At 60.4% G+C, this 14143-nt stretch carries 13 protein-coding genes; 9 read left to right on the top strand and 4 right to left on the bottom strand.

Annotated features, from left to right (window positions below; genetic code table 11):
- Positions 1–13 precede the first annotated feature (13 nt).
- From NL116_RS13365 to NL116_RS13345, 5 genes are all read left to right on the top strand, one after another.
- A complete protein-coding gene (locus NL116_RS13365; RefSeq protein WP_494377573.1) occupies positions 14–988 on the top strand; it encodes a YVTN family beta-propeller repeat protein in 975 nt (324 codons plus the stop codon).
- Positions 985–1716: an ATP-binding cassette domain-containing protein gene (locus tag NL116_RS13360; RefSeq protein WP_494377572.1), complete on the top strand. Its 732-nt coding sequence runs from the start codon at positions 985–987 to the stop codon at positions 1714–1716. The genes NL116_RS13365 and NL116_RS13360 overlap by 4 nt, the downstream gene beginning before the upstream one ends.
- Positions 1713–2504, top strand: a complete 792-nt coding sequence (locus tag NL116_RS13355) for an ABC transporter permease (RefSeq protein WP_494377571.1) — start codon at positions 1713–1715, stop codon at positions 2502–2504. Before NL116_RS13360 ends, NL116_RS13355 begins: the two co-directional genes overlap by 4 nt.
- A gap of 224 nt (positions 2505–2728) precedes the next feature.
- Entirely contained in the window at positions 2729–3283 is a 555-nt protein-coding gene (locus NL116_RS13350) for a PQQ-dependent catabolism-associated CXXCW motif protein (protein ID WP_494377570.1), read from the top strand.
- 57 nt (positions 3284–3340) lie between these two features.
- Complete coding sequence (locus NL116_RS13345; protein WP_483839628.1) at positions 3341–4006, top strand: response regulator; 666 nt, start codon at positions 3341–3343, stop codon at positions 4004–4006.
- A 112-nt stretch (positions 4007–4118) separates the two neighbouring features.
- Here NL116_RS13345 and nahK read toward each other — a convergent pair whose 3' ends face one another.
- The 3 genes from nahK to NL116_RS13330 all read right to left on the bottom strand — a co-directional run bounded on the left by nahK (position 4119) and on the right by NL116_RS13330 (position 8760).
- The gene (gene nahK / locus NL116_RS13340) at positions 4119–6752 is read right to left on the bottom strand and encodes a hybrid sensor histidine kinase/response regulator NahK/ErcS' (protein ID WP_494377569.1); all 2634 of its coding nucleotides are present in this window, start codon (positions 6750–6752) and stop codon (positions 4119–4121) included.
- Complete coding sequence (gene nosP / locus NL116_RS13335; RefSeq protein ID WP_494377568.1) at positions 6682–7845, bottom strand: nitric oxide-sensing protein NosP; 1164 nt, start codon at positions 7843–7845, stop codon at positions 6682–6684. Before nosP ends, nahK begins: the two co-directional genes overlap by 71 nt.
- A gap of 108 nt (positions 7846–7953) precedes the next feature.
- Positions 7954–8760: a sulfite exporter TauE/SafE family protein gene (locus NL116_RS13330; RefSeq protein ID WP_494377567.1), complete on the bottom strand. Its 807-nt coding sequence runs from the start codon at positions 8758–8760 to the stop codon at positions 7954–7956.
- 163 nt (positions 8761–8923) lie between these two features.
- Here NL116_RS13330 and NL116_RS13325 point away from each other — a divergent pair, with 163 nt between their 5' ends.
- Complete coding sequence (locus NL116_RS13325; protein WP_494377566.1) at positions 8924–9787, top strand: MBL fold metallo-hydrolase; 864 nt, start codon at positions 8924–8926, stop codon at positions 9785–9787.
- A 109-nt stretch (positions 9788–9896) separates the two neighbouring features.
- Here the strand turns inward: NL116_RS13325 and bkdR are convergent, their stop codons facing one another.
- Entirely contained in the window at positions 9897–10385 is a 489-nt protein-coding gene (gene bkdR, locus NL116_RS13320) for a Bkd operon transcriptional regulator BkdR (protein WP_092269679.1), read from the bottom strand.
- Positions 10386–10570: 185 nt separating this feature from the next.
- Here bkdR and NL116_RS13315 point away from each other — a divergent pair, with 185 nt between their 5' ends.
- The 3 genes from NL116_RS13315 to NL116_RS13305 are packed head-to-tail and all read left to right on the top strand — an operon-like array spanning position 10571 to position 14141.
- Complete coding sequence (locus tag NL116_RS13315; RefSeq protein ID WP_494377565.1) at positions 10571–11806, top strand: 3-methyl-2-oxobutanoate dehydrogenase (2-methylpropanoyl-transferring) subunit alpha; 1236 nt, start codon at positions 10571–10573, stop codon at positions 11804–11806.
- 1 nt (position 11807) lies between these two features.
- The gene (locus tag NL116_RS13310) at positions 11808–12866 is read left to right on the top strand and encodes an alpha-ketoacid dehydrogenase subunit beta (protein WP_494377564.1); all 1059 of its coding nucleotides are present in this window, start codon (positions 11808–11810) and stop codon (positions 12864–12866) included.
- A complete protein-coding gene (locus NL116_RS13305) occupies positions 12867–14141 on the top strand; it encodes a dihydrolipoamide acetyltransferase family protein (RefSeq protein ID WP_494377563.1) in 1275 nt (424 codons plus the stop codon).
- Positions 14142–14143 lie beyond the last annotated feature (2 nt).

The raw sequence follows: 14143 nt of genomic DNA, 5'->3' as shown, positions 1-14143 counted from the left end.
AAAGGAATCCGCCATGCGTCGCACTTTGATCTGCCGCTCCCTGTTTTCCGGGGCCCTGCTCTTCGCCGCCGGGCATGCCGCGGCCAGCACCGCGTGGGTCTCCAACGAAAAGGACAACAGCCTGAGCCTGATCGACATGCAGACCCTGCAAGTCACCGACACCCTGCCCGTCGGCCAGCGGCCACGCGGCCTGTTGCTGTCCCATGACAACAAACTGCTGTACATCTGCGCCAGCGATTCCGACCGGGTCCAGGTGATGGAAGTGGCCACACGCAAGATCATCAAGGAACTGCCCTCGGGCAAAGACCCCGAGCAATTCGCTCTGCACCCCAACAACCGCTGGCTGTACGTCTCCAACGAAGACGATGCGCTGGTCACGGTGATCGACACCGAAACGTCCAAAGTGCTCAGCCAGATCAACGTCGGCGTCGAACCCGAAGGCATGGCCGTCAGCCCCGACGGCAAGTGGGCCGTGAACACCAGCGAAACCACGAACATGCTGCACTGGATCGACACCAGCACCCAGACCCTGGCCGACAGCACGCTGGTGGACCAGCGGCCACGCTTTGTCGAATTCAATCAGGACGGTTCACAGCTCTGGGCGTCAGCGGAAATCGGCGGCACGGTGACGATTCTCGACGTCGCCAGCCGCAAGATCCTCAAGACCCTGAACTTCCAGATCAAAGGCGTACACCCGGACAAGGTCCAGCCCGTGGGCATCAAGCTAAGCGCCGACGGCAAGTACGCTTTCGTCGCGCTCGGCCCGGCCAATCACGTAGCCGTGATCGATGCCAGGACGTTCGAGATTCTCGACTACCTGCTGGTCGGACGGCGAGTCTGGCAGCTGGCGTTCACCCCCGATCAAAAGCAACTGCTCGCCACCAACGGCGTCAGCGGTGACGTGTCGGTGATTGATGTCGACAGCCTCAAAGTGAGCAAATCGGTGAAAGTCGGACGCTACCCTTGGGGCGTGGTGGTGACGCCATGAGCGCCCTGCAAGTCAGCGACTTGAGCTTTGCCTATGGGGCTCGGGAAGCCTTGCGCCACGTGAACTTCGAGTTGGCCCCTGGGCGTTTCGCTGCATTGCTGGGGCCCAACGGCGCCGGCAAATCGACCCTGATCGCCCTGTTGACCCGGCTGTATGATCTTCAGCACGGCGACATCCGGGTCGGCGGCTGTTCATTGCGGGATGCGCCCCGCCCGGCGCTCAAGCAGTTGGGCGTCGTGTTCCAGCAAAGCACCCTGGACCTGGACCTCAGCGTCGAGCAGAACCTGCGCTATCACGCCGCGCTGCACGGTCTGTCCCGGCGCGAGAGCGGTGTCCGGGTTGACGCCGAGCTGGCCCGTCAAGCCCTGACCGAACGCCGCCGCGAACGGGTGCGCGAACTCAATGGCGGCCACCGCCGCCGGGTGGAAATCGCCCGTGCCCTGCTGCATGAGCCACGCCTGTTGCTGCTGGACGAAGCCAGTGTCGGCCTCGATCCCGCCAGTCGCCTGGCGCTCAATCAGCACCTGCGCACCTTGTGCAGTGAACACGCCATCAGCGTGCTATGGACCACGCATTTGCTCGATGAAGTGCAGTCCAGCGACGATTTGCTGATCCTCCATCAAGGCCGGCTGGTGGCCAGCGGACAGGCCGATGCACTGAGCCTGGAACATGGCGGTGATCTCGGTTCGGCCTTTACTCGACTGACCACTTCAGGAGCGGCGCGATGAATGCGTACTGGCATTGCTTCAGCGGCATCGTGCTGCGCGAATGGCTGCGTTTTGTGTTGCAGCGCACGCGGTTTCTCAGTGCCCTGGTGCGACCGCTGTTGTGGCTACTGGTGTTCGCGGCCGGTTTCCGCGCAGCCTTGGGGATCGCCATTATCGAACCCTACGATACGTATATTCCTTATGAGGTCTACATCATCCCTGGCCTTGCCTGCATGATCCTGCTGTTCAATGGCATGCAAGGTTCACTGTCGATGGTTTACGACCGTGAGATGGGCAGCATGCGTGTGCTGCTGACCAGCCCGCTGCCCCGGAGCTTTCTGCTGTGCAGCAAGCTGCTGGCCACATCGCTGATTTCCCTGTTGCAGGTGTATGCCTTTTTGGCGATCGCCTGGCTCTATGGCGTGCAACCGCCGCCCATGGGGTTATTGATCGCGCTGCCGGCATTACTGTTGGTGGCGTTGATGCTCAGCGCGCTGGGCCTGTTGCTGTCGAACGCCATTCGGCAATTGGAGAACTTTGCCGGGGTCATGAACTTCGTGATCTTTCCGCTGTTTTTCCTGTCCTCGGCGCTGTATCCGCTGTGGAAAATGCGTGAATCCAGTGAGTGGTTGTACTGGCTGTGCGCGGTGAACCCGTTCACCCATGCGGTGGAGTTGGTGCGGTTCGGCCTTTATGAACGCTTCAATCCGCTGGCGTTGGCGGTGTGCGTGGGGTTGACGTTCGTGTTCGTGCTACTCGCTGTATTCACCTTCAACCCTCAGCATGCAGCCCTGCGCAAATCCAACTGACCACACAAATCCAACTGTGGGAGCGGGCTTGCTCGCGAAAGCGATCTTTCAGCCAACATCAATGTCGCCTGATACACCGCTTTCGCGAGCAAGCCCGCTCCTACATTTGATCTCCATCAGCGGGGAGGAATTACTACTTTAGTACTGGTTTCCCTGTCTATCGTCGCATTCACAAAGCGCCCCGTCTGGCCTGTAATAGGTCCATAACGATAAGGATCGCCCCCATGCCGCGTGCCCGACGTTGTCTGTTGCGCCCTGCTTTCGCTGCGCTGCCGCTCTGCCTTTTTCTGAGTGCTGCGCACGCCGAATCGCTGTTTTCCGCTGACGGCTTTCGCATCAACCTGTACCGCAGCCCGACGCCGGACAGCCTGCAAGGCGCGACCATCGTTGACACCCCGGCCCTGCAAACACTGCTCAGTCAAACGCCGCCACCGGTGCTGATCGATGTCTACCGCCGTCAATGGCTGCAAGGCCAGTTCATCGAAGACCAGCCGCATGAAAACCTGCCCGGCAGCCACTGGCTGGCCAATACCGGTGACGGTGACCTGACGCCCGACTGGCAAGCCTATTTTGCGCGTAACCTGAAGGCATTAACCGCCGAGGACCCGTCACGACCGCTGGTCTTCTATTGCCGCGCCGACTGCTGGCTGAGCTGGAACGCCGTGAAACGAGCGTCCGCCATGGGCTATAAGACACTGTATTGGTATCGCGACGGCCTGGACGCCTGGCAAGCCGCCAACCTGCCCGTGACGCCCGCCCGGCCTGAACCTTTCCCCTGATCTTTACGCGGGCATGTTGTTGCTACACCCTGATAAAAAATAATGAGGTGAAAGGCTATGTACAAAATTCTGATTGCCGACGATCACCCGCTGTTTCGCGAAGCGATTCATAACGTCATCAGCGACGGTTTCCCGGATTCCGAAGTCATGGAAACCGCCGACCTCGACAGTGCCCTGGCCCTGACCCAGGAACACGACGACCTGGACCTGATTCTGCTGGACCTGAATATGCCGGGCATGCACGGCCTCAATGGCCTGATTAATCTGCGCAACGAGGCTCCGACCATTCCAGTGGTGATTGTCTCTGCCGAGCAGGACAAACAAATCGTCCTGCAAGCCATTACCTACGGAGCGGTGGGTTTCATCACCAAGTCGTCACCGCGCACGCAAATGACCGAAGCCATCCAGCAAATTCTCAACGGCAACGTGTACTTGCCGCCGGACATCATCCGCACGACCCGAACCAACACCCCCCGCCGGATGAACGACACGCCGAGCTTCCCCCCTGAATTGCTCCAGGCCCTGACCCGCAAGCAATTGCAGGTGCTTGAACGCATGACCAAAGGCGAATCGAACAAACAGATCGCCTACACACTGGAAATCGCCGAGACCACCGTCAAGGCTCACGTTTCGGCGATCCTGCGCAAACTCAACGTGCACAACCGGGTGCAGGCGATCTTGAGTGCCGGGGATATTGATTTCGGGTCTTATATGCGGCGTTGAGTCAGGGAAACTGTGGGGCCTCATTCGCGGGCAAGCCCGCTCCCGAAGGTAGGGCGCTGTCCTTGTGGGAGCGGGCTTGCCCGCGATGACGGTGGTACTGACGCAGAAGCGCTCAAGGCCTGCCGAGCAAATGACTCATCGCCGTCTTGAGTTTCATCGGCCGCACCGGTTTATGCATCAGGGTGTGGCCCAGTTCGCGGATCTGCTGTTTGAGTTCGTTGCTGTAGTTGGCGGTGATCATCATGGCCGGGATGGGTGATGTGCGGCAGGCATTGATCCTGGCCACGGCGTCCACGCCATTCTGATCGTTGTCCAGATGGTAATCGGCGATCAACAGGTCGACCTCGGCGTTGAAGTTGTCCACTTTTCGCGCCAGGTCCTCTTCCGACAGCGCCGTCACTACCCGACAGCCCCAGCCTTCAAGCAAGGTGCGCATGCCGGCACAAATGGTCGCGTCATTGTCCAGCACCCACACCCTTGCCCCGCGCAGGCGTTCAAGCATCGGTTCACTCATCTGCAAGGCCGGCAACGGCTTGGGAGCCGTGGCGCTCAACGGCACTTCGACCGAGAACATCGAGCCCTTTCCCGGCCATGAGCGCACATGAATCCGATGCCCGAGGATGCCTGCAATTTTCTCGACAATGGCCAGGCCCAAGCCCAGACCGCGATCCTGGTCCGGACGCTGTACGTCCCCGCGTTTGAACTCCTGGAAAATCTCTTCCAGGCGATTGTCAGCGATGCCCATGCCGGTGTCCCAGACCTGGATCAACAGCCGCTGGTGCCGGCGCCGACACCCGAGTACCACCCGGCCACTGTAGGTGTAGCGAATCGCATTGCTCAGCAGGTTGCGCAGAATGCGCGCCAGCAACTGGATGTCACTGCGCACCAGCGCCGAACAGGCAATGAAATGCAGCTCAAGCCCTTCACTGCGTGCCACCTGAGTGTATTCAGCCGCGAGGTTTTCCAGCAGTTCGCTCAGGGCGAACGGCGCCACATCGGCTTTGATGACCCCGGCATCGAGCTTGGAAATGTCCACCAGCGTGCCCAGCAGGTTCTCTACATCTTCCAGGGAATTACTGACATTACGCACCAGAATCTCGTTACAGACCCGTTCACGTCGTTCCATCAACGCACTGGTAAACAAACGGGCAGCGTTCAGCGGTTGCAGCAAATCGTGGCTGACGGCCGCCAGAAATTTGGTCTTTGACAGATTGGCGTGCTCGGCTTCGAGCTTGGCCTCGCGCAAACGGGATTCCACCTGGCGGCGCTCTTCGATTTCACGCAACAACTGATCATTGAGGGTGGTCAACTCCGCCGTGCGTTCACGCACCCGCAGCTCAAGATTCTGATAGGCCTGATGCAGCGCCTCGGCAGTGCGGCGACGTTCGGTGATGTCGCGGATCAACACGAAAATCCCCACCACTTCCCCGGTGGCCAGGCGATTGGGCACGTAGGAGCGCAGCATGTAGCGCTCCTGATTATTAACATTGGTTTCGGCGAACTCGAAGGTGACGCTCTCGCCAGCCAGCGCTCTCGCCACATAAGACTCCAGACGCTGGTAATGCTGTTCACTGTGCACTTCGCGCAGGCTTTGGCCGAGCATCACGCCTCGGGGCCAGCAATACCATTCCTCATAGACCTTGTTAGTGAACTCGTACACCAGATCGGCATTGAGATAGGCAATCAACGCCGGTACATGGTCGGTGATCAGGCGAATCCAGCGCTCGCTTTCACTCAGCGTCTGGGCGTGCTGGTAACGTTCGGTGATGTCGGTGAAGGTGTTGACGAAACCGCCGGTCGGCAACGGGTGCGTGCGGATTTCCAGGACGCGTCCGTCATACAGGCGTTGCTCGCATTCCTGCACTGGCCGGCCATTGCCATCGTGACTGGCCGGGGTCAGCAGCTTCAATTCGCTGTCTACCATCACTTCAGCAAACGGTCGATGGGCCGCGACTGGCGCCAGACCGCTCAATTCGAGGAAACGCCGGTTCCACAATTCCAGAATGCCCTCGGCATTGACCATGGCCACACCCTGAGACAGGTTATCGACCGCCCGCTGTAACAAATGCGACTTCTGCGCCACGGCCTGTTCGCGGCGTACGGTTTCACTGAGTTTGACCTCGGTAATATCGGTGAACAACATCACGCGCCCACCTTCCTGGGTCGGACGCTCACTGACTTGCAGCCAACGCCCGTTCTGCAAGCGATACAGCAGACTCTCGTCGGCATGCCCGCGTGGCTCTTCGGTGAACAACCCATTGCTCATCATCAGGCGCTTGACCTCGGTCAGACGCATGCCCGCGCTGATCCGCACCCGGCCATTGCGCCAGAACGCCTTGAAGCGACTGTTGAACAACACGATGCGCTGCTCGGCGTCGAACAATACGAAGGCATCGGAAATGCTCTCGATGGCATCGATCAGGTGTCGATGCGCGGTCTCGGCGCGCAGACGGGCCTCACTGAGCAAATGGTTGCCGGCCTTGAGTTCGGCCATGGCCTGGTTCAAGGCATCGGTGCGCTCACGGACCTGCTCGGCCAGCACCACCGAGTGCTGGAACGCCGCGTACGGGTCATTGCCCCGGGTGATGCCCGACTCGATACGCTCGATCAACGCTGCGTTGATGCGCTGCAGTTTATGGTTGTCGTGACGCAGGCTGGCCAATTCGGCCTGCAGCTCAGCGATGTCCTGGGGCACGGCCGCGGGCAATGGCAACGCCGGTGAAGGTCTGGTTGATGTGCATGCCATTGAACTGTTCTCCGTAGGTGTTAAAACCCATCACCCGTTGCTCGCGCAAAAACGTCCCGATCTCATCGAGGCGGCCGTCGTCTTCCAGCTCCAGACGCCTGAGAAAACAGTCGCAACCGATGGTCAGCAACAGCTCACCCAAGCGCTCCTGCAATCCTTCGAACAGGTTTTTCAGGTTCGGCAGCATCGGCCCGGGGGTCATGGCGGTCAGCACGATGCCATTCTCCACGGCGCAGTAAAAACTCAGGCTCAAGTCCGCGTGCACCTGCTGGATGGCCCGCACGTAATACTGTTCGTTGATCCTCACGGCCAACGGGTGCGCGGCGAAAATCCGGTGATCCAGCTCGTTTACGGGCACGCCGATGAGCCGCGCGTACTCGGCGGCGGCGGGTTCCGCATTGAGTTCATAGACACGGCGCGAGGCGCTGTCGGCCCCGGTGACCACCAGTTTTTCGGCCCTGGGCAGCATGTGGTGGGTGGTGAACACTTCGAAATCCAGCCAAGTGTTGACCAGCACGACGACCGCCGCGCCACTGTGGAATTCGCCGTCGAAGTAGACGTGGGTATGGGTCAGGTAATTGTCGTCGCCGGCGGAACCGCCGAAATGCGGAATATCGCCCAATGCCGCACTCAAGGCCGCGAGGACCATTTCTTCACGGCTGGACAACCCATCGAGCAGGGTCAGGGCAAAGCTGTTGCCCTTGATCGGTGCCAGGGTGTTACTGCGACAGCCGCTGACCAGGCGCTCGACCATCTGCTGCGCATCGATCAGGCTGAAGCGCTCCATTTCGTCGATCAACTCGAGCGCAATGGAAAAGTGCCGGTGATCGAAGCCCACCGCCGTGACGCAATTGCGTCCATAGCCCAACGGGGTGATTTCCCCGGCGCTGGTGCAACCCACCAGGCGAATCCCCCCGAAACTGTCCTGCAAAGCCTGCCCCAGTGCCTGCAAGTCATACTCGGCGGAACAGAAAAAGAGCACGAAGCCCAGATGCGGATGCAGCAATTGACGCGCCAGTTCCTGCGCCACTAGCCGGGCATCGGTGGCCTGGGACATTGCGCTGACCACACCTTCACCCTGGACCTGCTGCATCGTCGCCTCCCGCAGGTGCGTATGGTTGAGCAGGGAGTTTACGAAACCCGTGGCGTGCAACGAATGCTACTTGGGTAGCAGTCAGGCGCTTCGATGGGATGAGAGCGGTTAGACACCCGCCCTGAGCAGCATGCAAGCGGCTATCACAATGCAGACGCTGGCAAAGCCGATTTGCAACGCTCGCGCGGGCACCTGTGCGCACAGTTGGCGGCCAATGATCATGCCGACAATGCTGGCAACGATGAAACTGGCGCCGAGGCTATCGATGCGCACGCCCGCGTGAAACGCGCCGACCACGCCGATGGCGGAAATCAGGCTGATCACCATCAAGGACGTGGCGATGATCCCGCGCATCTGCACGTCCGTCAGTTGCTTGAACGCCGGGACGATCAGAAAACCGCCGCCCACGCCCAGCAACCCGGACACCACCCCCGTCACCGCGCCGAGTGCTGCCAGCGTCGCGGTGCATTTGGCGGTCCAGGAAAAGCGCCCGGTCTGCTGATCGAGCATGCAGTTCTTCTGCCCCCAGTTGGCGTGTCCGTGATCGCTCGGCCCCTCGTCCGGACGCTCTCGGCGCAGCATCCGCCAGGCGACCATGACCATCAGCAGGCTGAACAGAATCATCAGGATTTTTTCCGGCAACTGATGGGCAAAGTAAATGCCCACCGGCGAAAACACCGCGCCCAGCAGCGCGATCAATATCGCCGCGCGATACCGCACCAAGCCATGCCGCAAGCCGTCAATCGCCCCCACCGCCGCCGCACTCCCGACCGCAAACAAAGCGACGGGCGCCGCCTGAGTCATGGTCAAACCCAGCCCCAACACCAGGGCCGGCACCGCAAGAATTCCACCACCGGCCCCGGTCAACCCGAGGACCAGGCCCATGACCACCCCAAAAAAACTCGCCAGCAACATAAAGCACTCGTGATCTGCACAAAAAGGCCGGGAACGCCCGGTATCGATGAGTGACAGGATAGAGCCCGCGCAGATTTTTTCATCAAATGAATTAATTGCGGTGCTGGCCAATGCAGGGAGAATGAATCTACCCTCAGTGCTTGTTCAGATAGAAATATTCGCCATGCCTGCCTTGATTGAAGCTTTCCTTGACCCCGCCTCGTCGACCTACAGCTACGTGATCTACGAAGCCGATGGCGGGCAGTGCGCCATCGTCGACCCGGTGCTCGACTACGATCCGGCAGCCGGCAGGACGTGCACTGTTCAGCCCGACAAAATCATCGCTTTTGTTCGTCAACATCAGCTGCAGGTGCAATGGCTGCTGGAAACCCACGCCCATGCCGATCACTTGTCTGCCGCGCCTTATCTGCGCCGCGAACTGGGGGGCAAGATCGCGATCGGGCAGTCAATCAGCAAAGTTCAGGGGGTGTTCAAAGGCCTGTTCAACCTTGAGCCGGAATTTCGCGTTGACGGTTCGCAGTTCGATCATCTGTTCGCGCCGGACGAGTCGTTCATGATCGGCAATCTCAAGGCCACCGCCTTGCACGTGCCCGGCCACACGCCGGCGGACATGGCCTACCTGATTGACGGTGAGCAGATTCTGGTGGGCGACACGCTATTCATGCCCGATGTGGGCACCGCGCGTTGCGACTTTCCGGGCGGCAACGCCAATCAGTTGTTTGCCTCGATACGCAAACTGCTGGCGTTCCCGGCCAGTGTGAATTTGTACGTCTGCCACGATTACCCGCCCGAAGGCCGCCAGGCGCAATGCCAGACCACGGTTGGCGAGCAGCGCAAAAGCAACGTTCACGTGCATGACGGCATTGATGAGGCTGCGTTTGTCGACATGCGCACCCGACGCGATGCAGGGTTGGGCATGCCAAACCTGTTGCTGCCAGCGATTCAGGTGAACGTGCGGGCCGGGAACTTGCCACCCGCCGAGAGTAACGGCGTGACCTACCTGAAAATCCCCATAAACAAGCTGTAAACGCAAAACCTGTGGGAGCGAGCTTGCTCGCGATGACGGTGTGTCAGGCAACATATATGTCGACTGGCACGACCCCATCGCGAGCAAGCTCGCTCCCACAGGGGTTCGCTTAGCTGCCGAGGGTCAAGCCATTGGCCGGCAACGGCAGTGCTGTTTTGTAGCGCACTTGCTTGAGGGCGAAACTTGAGCGGATGTTCGCCACGCCGGGGACTTTGGTGAGGAAGTCCATCATGAAGCGCTCCAGCGACTGAATGGTCGGGACCAATACCCGAATCAAATAATCCGGGTCGCCGGCCATCAAATAGCACTCCATCACTTCCGGGCGATCCGAGATCGCTTCCTCGAAATGCGCCAACGCCTCCTCCACCTGCTTTTCCAGGCTGACATGAATGAACACATTCACGTGCAACCCCAGCAGATCAGCGTCCAGCAGCGTCACTTGCTCACGAATCAGGCCCAATTCTTCCATCGCCTTGACCCGGTTGAAGCACGGCGTCGGCGACAGGTTGACCGAGCGTGCGAGGTCGGCATTGGTGATGCGCGCGTTCTCCTGAAGGCTGTTCAAAATGCCGATATCGGTACGGTCCAGTTTGCGCATGAGACAAAACCACCTGTTTTTTGTGTTTATGCAGATTATTTATCCTCAAATGATCACCAGCGCAACGAAACAGAGATAAATATTCTTCTTCGCCGGGCCTATGATTGTTGTAGGACAAGATTTCTTCCATCGAAGAATGACGGTCAGCTCACTACAAGAAATTCACAAGATCGAGCGTAGAAGCCATGAACCAAGCGTACGAACCGCTGCACCTGCACGTTCCCGAACCTTCGGGCCGTCCTGGCTGCAAAACCGACTTCTCCTACCTGCGTCTGACCGACGCCGGTACGGTGCGCAAACCTTCCATCGACGTTGAACCGGCCGACACGGCTGATCTGGCCAAAGGCCTGATTCGCGTGCTCGATGACCAAGGCAATGCCCTCGGTCCGTGGGCGGAAGGCGTACCGGTCGAGATCCTGCGTAAGGGCATGCGCGCCATGCTCAAGACGCGGATCTACGACAACCGCATGGTGGTCGCCCAGCGCCAGAAAAAAATGTCGTTCTACATGCAAAGTCTTGGCGAAGAGGCCATCGGCACGGGTCAGGCCCTGGCCTTGAACATTGACGACATGTGCTTCCCGACCTACCGCCAGCAAAGCATCCTGATGGCGCGCGACGTTCCGCTGGTGGGCCTGATCTGCCAACTGTTGTCCAACGAGCGCGATCCGCTCAAGGGTCGTCAGTTGCCAATCATGTACTCGGTGAAAGACGCCGGCTTCTTCACCATTTCCGGCAACCTTGCGACGCAGTTCATCCAGGCAGTGGGCTGGGGCATGGCCTCGGCAATCAAGGGCGACACCAAAATCGCCTCGGCCTGGATCGGCGACGGCGCCACCGCTGAAGCGGACTTCCACACCGCCCTCACCTTCGCTCACGTGTACCGTGCGCCGGTGATCCTCAACGTGGTGAACAACCAGTGGGCGATCTCCACCTTCCAGGCCATCGCTGGTGGTGAAGCCACCACGTTTGCCGGTCGTGGCGTCGGCTGCGGCATTGCCTCCCTGCGGGTTGATGGCAACGATTTTGTCGCGGTCTACGCCGCCTCTGCCTGGGCCGCCGAACGTGCGCGCCGCAACCTCGGCCCGACCATGATCGAATGGGTCACCTACCGAGCCGGCCCACACTCCACCTCCGATGATCCGTCCAAGTACCGTCCTGCCGACGACTGGAGCTACTTCCCGTTGGGCGACCCGATTGCGCGCCTCAAGCAGCACCTGATCAAGATCGGTCACTGGTCCGAAGAGGAACACACCGCTGTCAGCGCTGAACTGGAGGCCGAAGTCATCGCCGCGCAGAAAGAAGCCGAACAGTACGGCACCCTCGCCGGCGGCCAGATTCCAAGCGCCGCGACCATGTTCGAAGACGTCTACAAAGAGATGCCGGAGCACTTGAAGCGCCAGCGTCAAGAGTTGGGGATCTGACATGAACGACCACAACAATAACATCGAGCTGGAAACCGCCATGACCACGACCACCATGACCATGATCCAGGCCCTGCGCTCGGCCATGGATGTGATGCTTGAGCGTGACGACAACGTCGTGGTGTTCGGGCAGGACGTGGGCTACTTCGGTGGCGTGTTCCGTTGCACCGAAGGCCTGCAAGCCAAATACGGCACCTCCCGCGTGTTCGACGCACCGATCTCCGAAAGCGGTATCGTCGGTGCCGCCGTGGGCATGGGCGCCTACGGTCTGCGCCCGGTGGCCGAAATCCAGTTCGCCGACTACGTGTACCCGGCGTCGGACCAGATCATTTCCGAAGCCGCCCGCCTGCGTTATCGCTCGGCCGGCGAATTCACCGCGCCGATGACCTTGCGCATGCCGTGCGGCGGCGGCATCTACGGCGGCCAGACCCACAGCCAGAGCATCGAGGCGATGTTCACCCAGGTCTGCGGTCTGCGCACGGTCATGCCGTCCAACCCTTACGACGCCAAAGGCCTGCTGATTGCCTCCATCGAAAACGATGACCCAGTGATCTTCCTTGAGCCCAAACGCCTGTACAACGGCCCGTTCGACGGCCATCACGACCGCCCGGTAACCCCGTGGTCGAAACACCCGGCCGCCCAGGTGCCGGACGGTTACTACACCGTGCCGCTGGACGTTGCCGCCGTCGCCCGTCCGGGCAAGGACGTGACCATCCTGACTTACGGCACCACGGTTTACGTGTCGCAAGTTGCGGCTGAAGAAACCGGTATTGATGCTGAAGTCATCGACCTGCGCAGCCTGTGGCCGCTGGACCTGGAGACCATCGTCAAGTCGGTGAAGAAAACCGGCCGTTGCGTGATCGTTCACGAAGCGACCCGCACGTGCGGCTTCGGCGCCGAACTGGTCGCCCTGGTGCAAGAGCATTGCTTCCACTACCTGGAAGCGCCTATCGAACGCGTCACCGGTTGGGACACCCCCTACCCGCACGCACAAGAGTGGGCGTATTTCCCTGGCCCGTCCCGAGTGGGCGCGGCTTTGCATCGGGTTATGGAGGTCTGAATGGGCACGCACGTTATTAAAATGCCGGACATTGGTGAAGGCATTGCAGAAGTTGAATTGTCGGTATGGCACGTCAAGGTCGGTGACATGGTCGTCGAAGATCAGGTGCTGGCCGATGTGATGACCGACAAGGCGATGGTCGACATCCCTTCGCCGGTCCACGGCAAAGTGATTGCGCTGGGCGGTGTGCCGGGCGAAGTCATGGCGGTGGGCAGCATCCTGATCAGTATTGAAGTGGAAGGCGCGGGCAACGTTAAAGAGTCCGCGCAGCCTGCCCCAGTAAAAGAAGCGCCAGTTGCAGCCCCTGAAATTGCAGCCGTGGTTGAAAGCAAACCGGTCGCTGCTGCCGCTGCGCCGCGAGCGGCCGTTTGCCAAGGCCCGATGGTCGCTCGCGAGGCAGACGAACGTCCGCTGGCCTCCCCGGCCGTGCGCAAACACGCGCTGGACCTCGGCATTCAATTGCGTCTGGTGCGTGGCAGCGGCCCTGCCGGTCGCGTGCTGCACGAAGACCTGGACGCCTATCTGGCGCAAGGCCAGTCGAACGCTTCGACCGTGCCCACCGCTTATGCCCAGCGTAACGACGAAGAGACAATCCCGGTTATCGGCATGCGCCGCAAGATCGCCCAGCGCATGCAGGACGCCACCCAGCGTGCCGCCCACTTCAGTTACGTCGAAGAAATCGACGTCACCGCCGTCGAAGAACTGCGTGCGCACCTGAACGAAAAACATGGCGCCACCCGTGGCAAGCTGACCTTGCTGCCGTTCCTGGTCCGTGCCCTGGTCGTCGCCCTGCGCGATTTCCCGCAGATCAACGCCCGCTACGACGACGAAGCCCAGGTCATCACCCGCCTCGGCGCGGTGCATGTGGGCATCGCCACCCAGGCTGACATCGGTTTGATGGTGCCGGTGGTGCGTCACGCCGAAGCCCGCAGCCTGTGGGACAACGCCAGCGAAATCTCGCGTTTGGCCACCGCGGCACGCAACGGCAAGGCCAGCCGCGATGAGTTGTCCGGCTCGAGCATTACCCTGACCAGCCTCGGCGCGTTGGGCGGCATTGTCAGCACGCCGGTGCTGAACCTGCCGGAAGTGGCGATTGTCGGCGTCAATAAAATTGTCGAACGCCCGATGGTGGTCAAAGGCCAGATCGTGATTCGCAAGATGATGAACCTCTCCAGCTCCTTCGATCACCGTGTGGTCGATGGCATGGACGCGGCGCAATTCATCCAGGCCGTTCGTGGCCTGCTCGAACAACCCGCCACCCTGTTTGTGGAGTAAGT

It is taken from the genome of Pseudomonas sp. FBCC-B1667, from assembly GCF_059133255.1.
Note: the sequence above shows the minus strand (reverse complement) of the source record. Positions and strands in the feature narration are given on the sequence as shown.

Bases quoted from the DNA above. Each gene is read 5' to 3' on its own strand.
- nahK (WP_494377569.1), bottom strand. From the start codon at position 6,752: ATGGCATGCACATCAACCAGACCTTCACCGGCGTTGCCATTGCCCGCG.
- NL116_RS13365 (WP_494377573.1), top strand. From the start codon at position 14: ATGCGTCGCACTTTGATCTGCCGCTCCCTGTTTTCCGGGGCCCTGCTC.
- NL116_RS13355 (WP_494377571.1), top strand. From the start codon at position 1,713: ATGAATGCGTACTGGCATTGCTTCAGCGGCATCGTGCTGCGCGAATGG.
- NL116_RS13360 (WP_494377572.1), top strand. From the start codon at position 985: ATGAGCGCCCTGCAAGTCAGCGACTTGAGCTTTGCCTATGGGGCTCGG.
- bkdR (WP_092269679.1), bottom strand. From the start codon at position 10,385: ATGCGCAAACTGGACCGTACCGATATCGGCATTTTGAACAGCCTTCAG.
- NL116_RS13330 (WP_494377567.1), bottom strand. From the start codon at position 8,760: ATGTTGCTGGCGAGTTTTTTTGGGGTGGTCATGGGCCTGGTCCTCGGG.
- NL116_RS13325 (WP_494377566.1), top strand. From the start codon at position 8,924: ATGCCTGCCTTGATTGAAGCTTTCCTTGACCCCGCCTCGTCGACCTAC.
- NL116_RS13315 (WP_494377565.1), top strand. From the start codon at position 10,571: ATGAACCAAGCGTACGAACCGCTGCACCTGCACGTTCCCGAACCTTCG.
- nosP (WP_494377568.1), bottom strand. From the start codon at position 7,845: ATGCAGCAGGTCCAGGGTGAAGGTGTGGTCAGCGCAATGTCCCAGGCC.
- NL116_RS13345 (WP_483839628.1), top strand. From the start codon at position 3,341: ATGTACAAAATTCTGATTGCCGACGATCACCCGCTGTTTCGCGAAGCG.
- NL116_RS13305 (WP_494377563.1), top strand. From the start codon at position 12,867: ATGGGCACGCACGTTATTAAAATGCCGGACATTGGTGAAGGCATTGCA.
- NL116_RS13310 (WP_494377564.1), top strand. From the start codon at position 11,808: ATGAACGACCACAACAATAACATCGAGCTGGAAACCGCCATGACCACG.
- NL116_RS13350 (WP_494377570.1), top strand. From the start codon at position 2,729: ATGCCGCGTGCCCGACGTTGTCTGTTGCGCCCTGCTTTCGCTGCGCTG.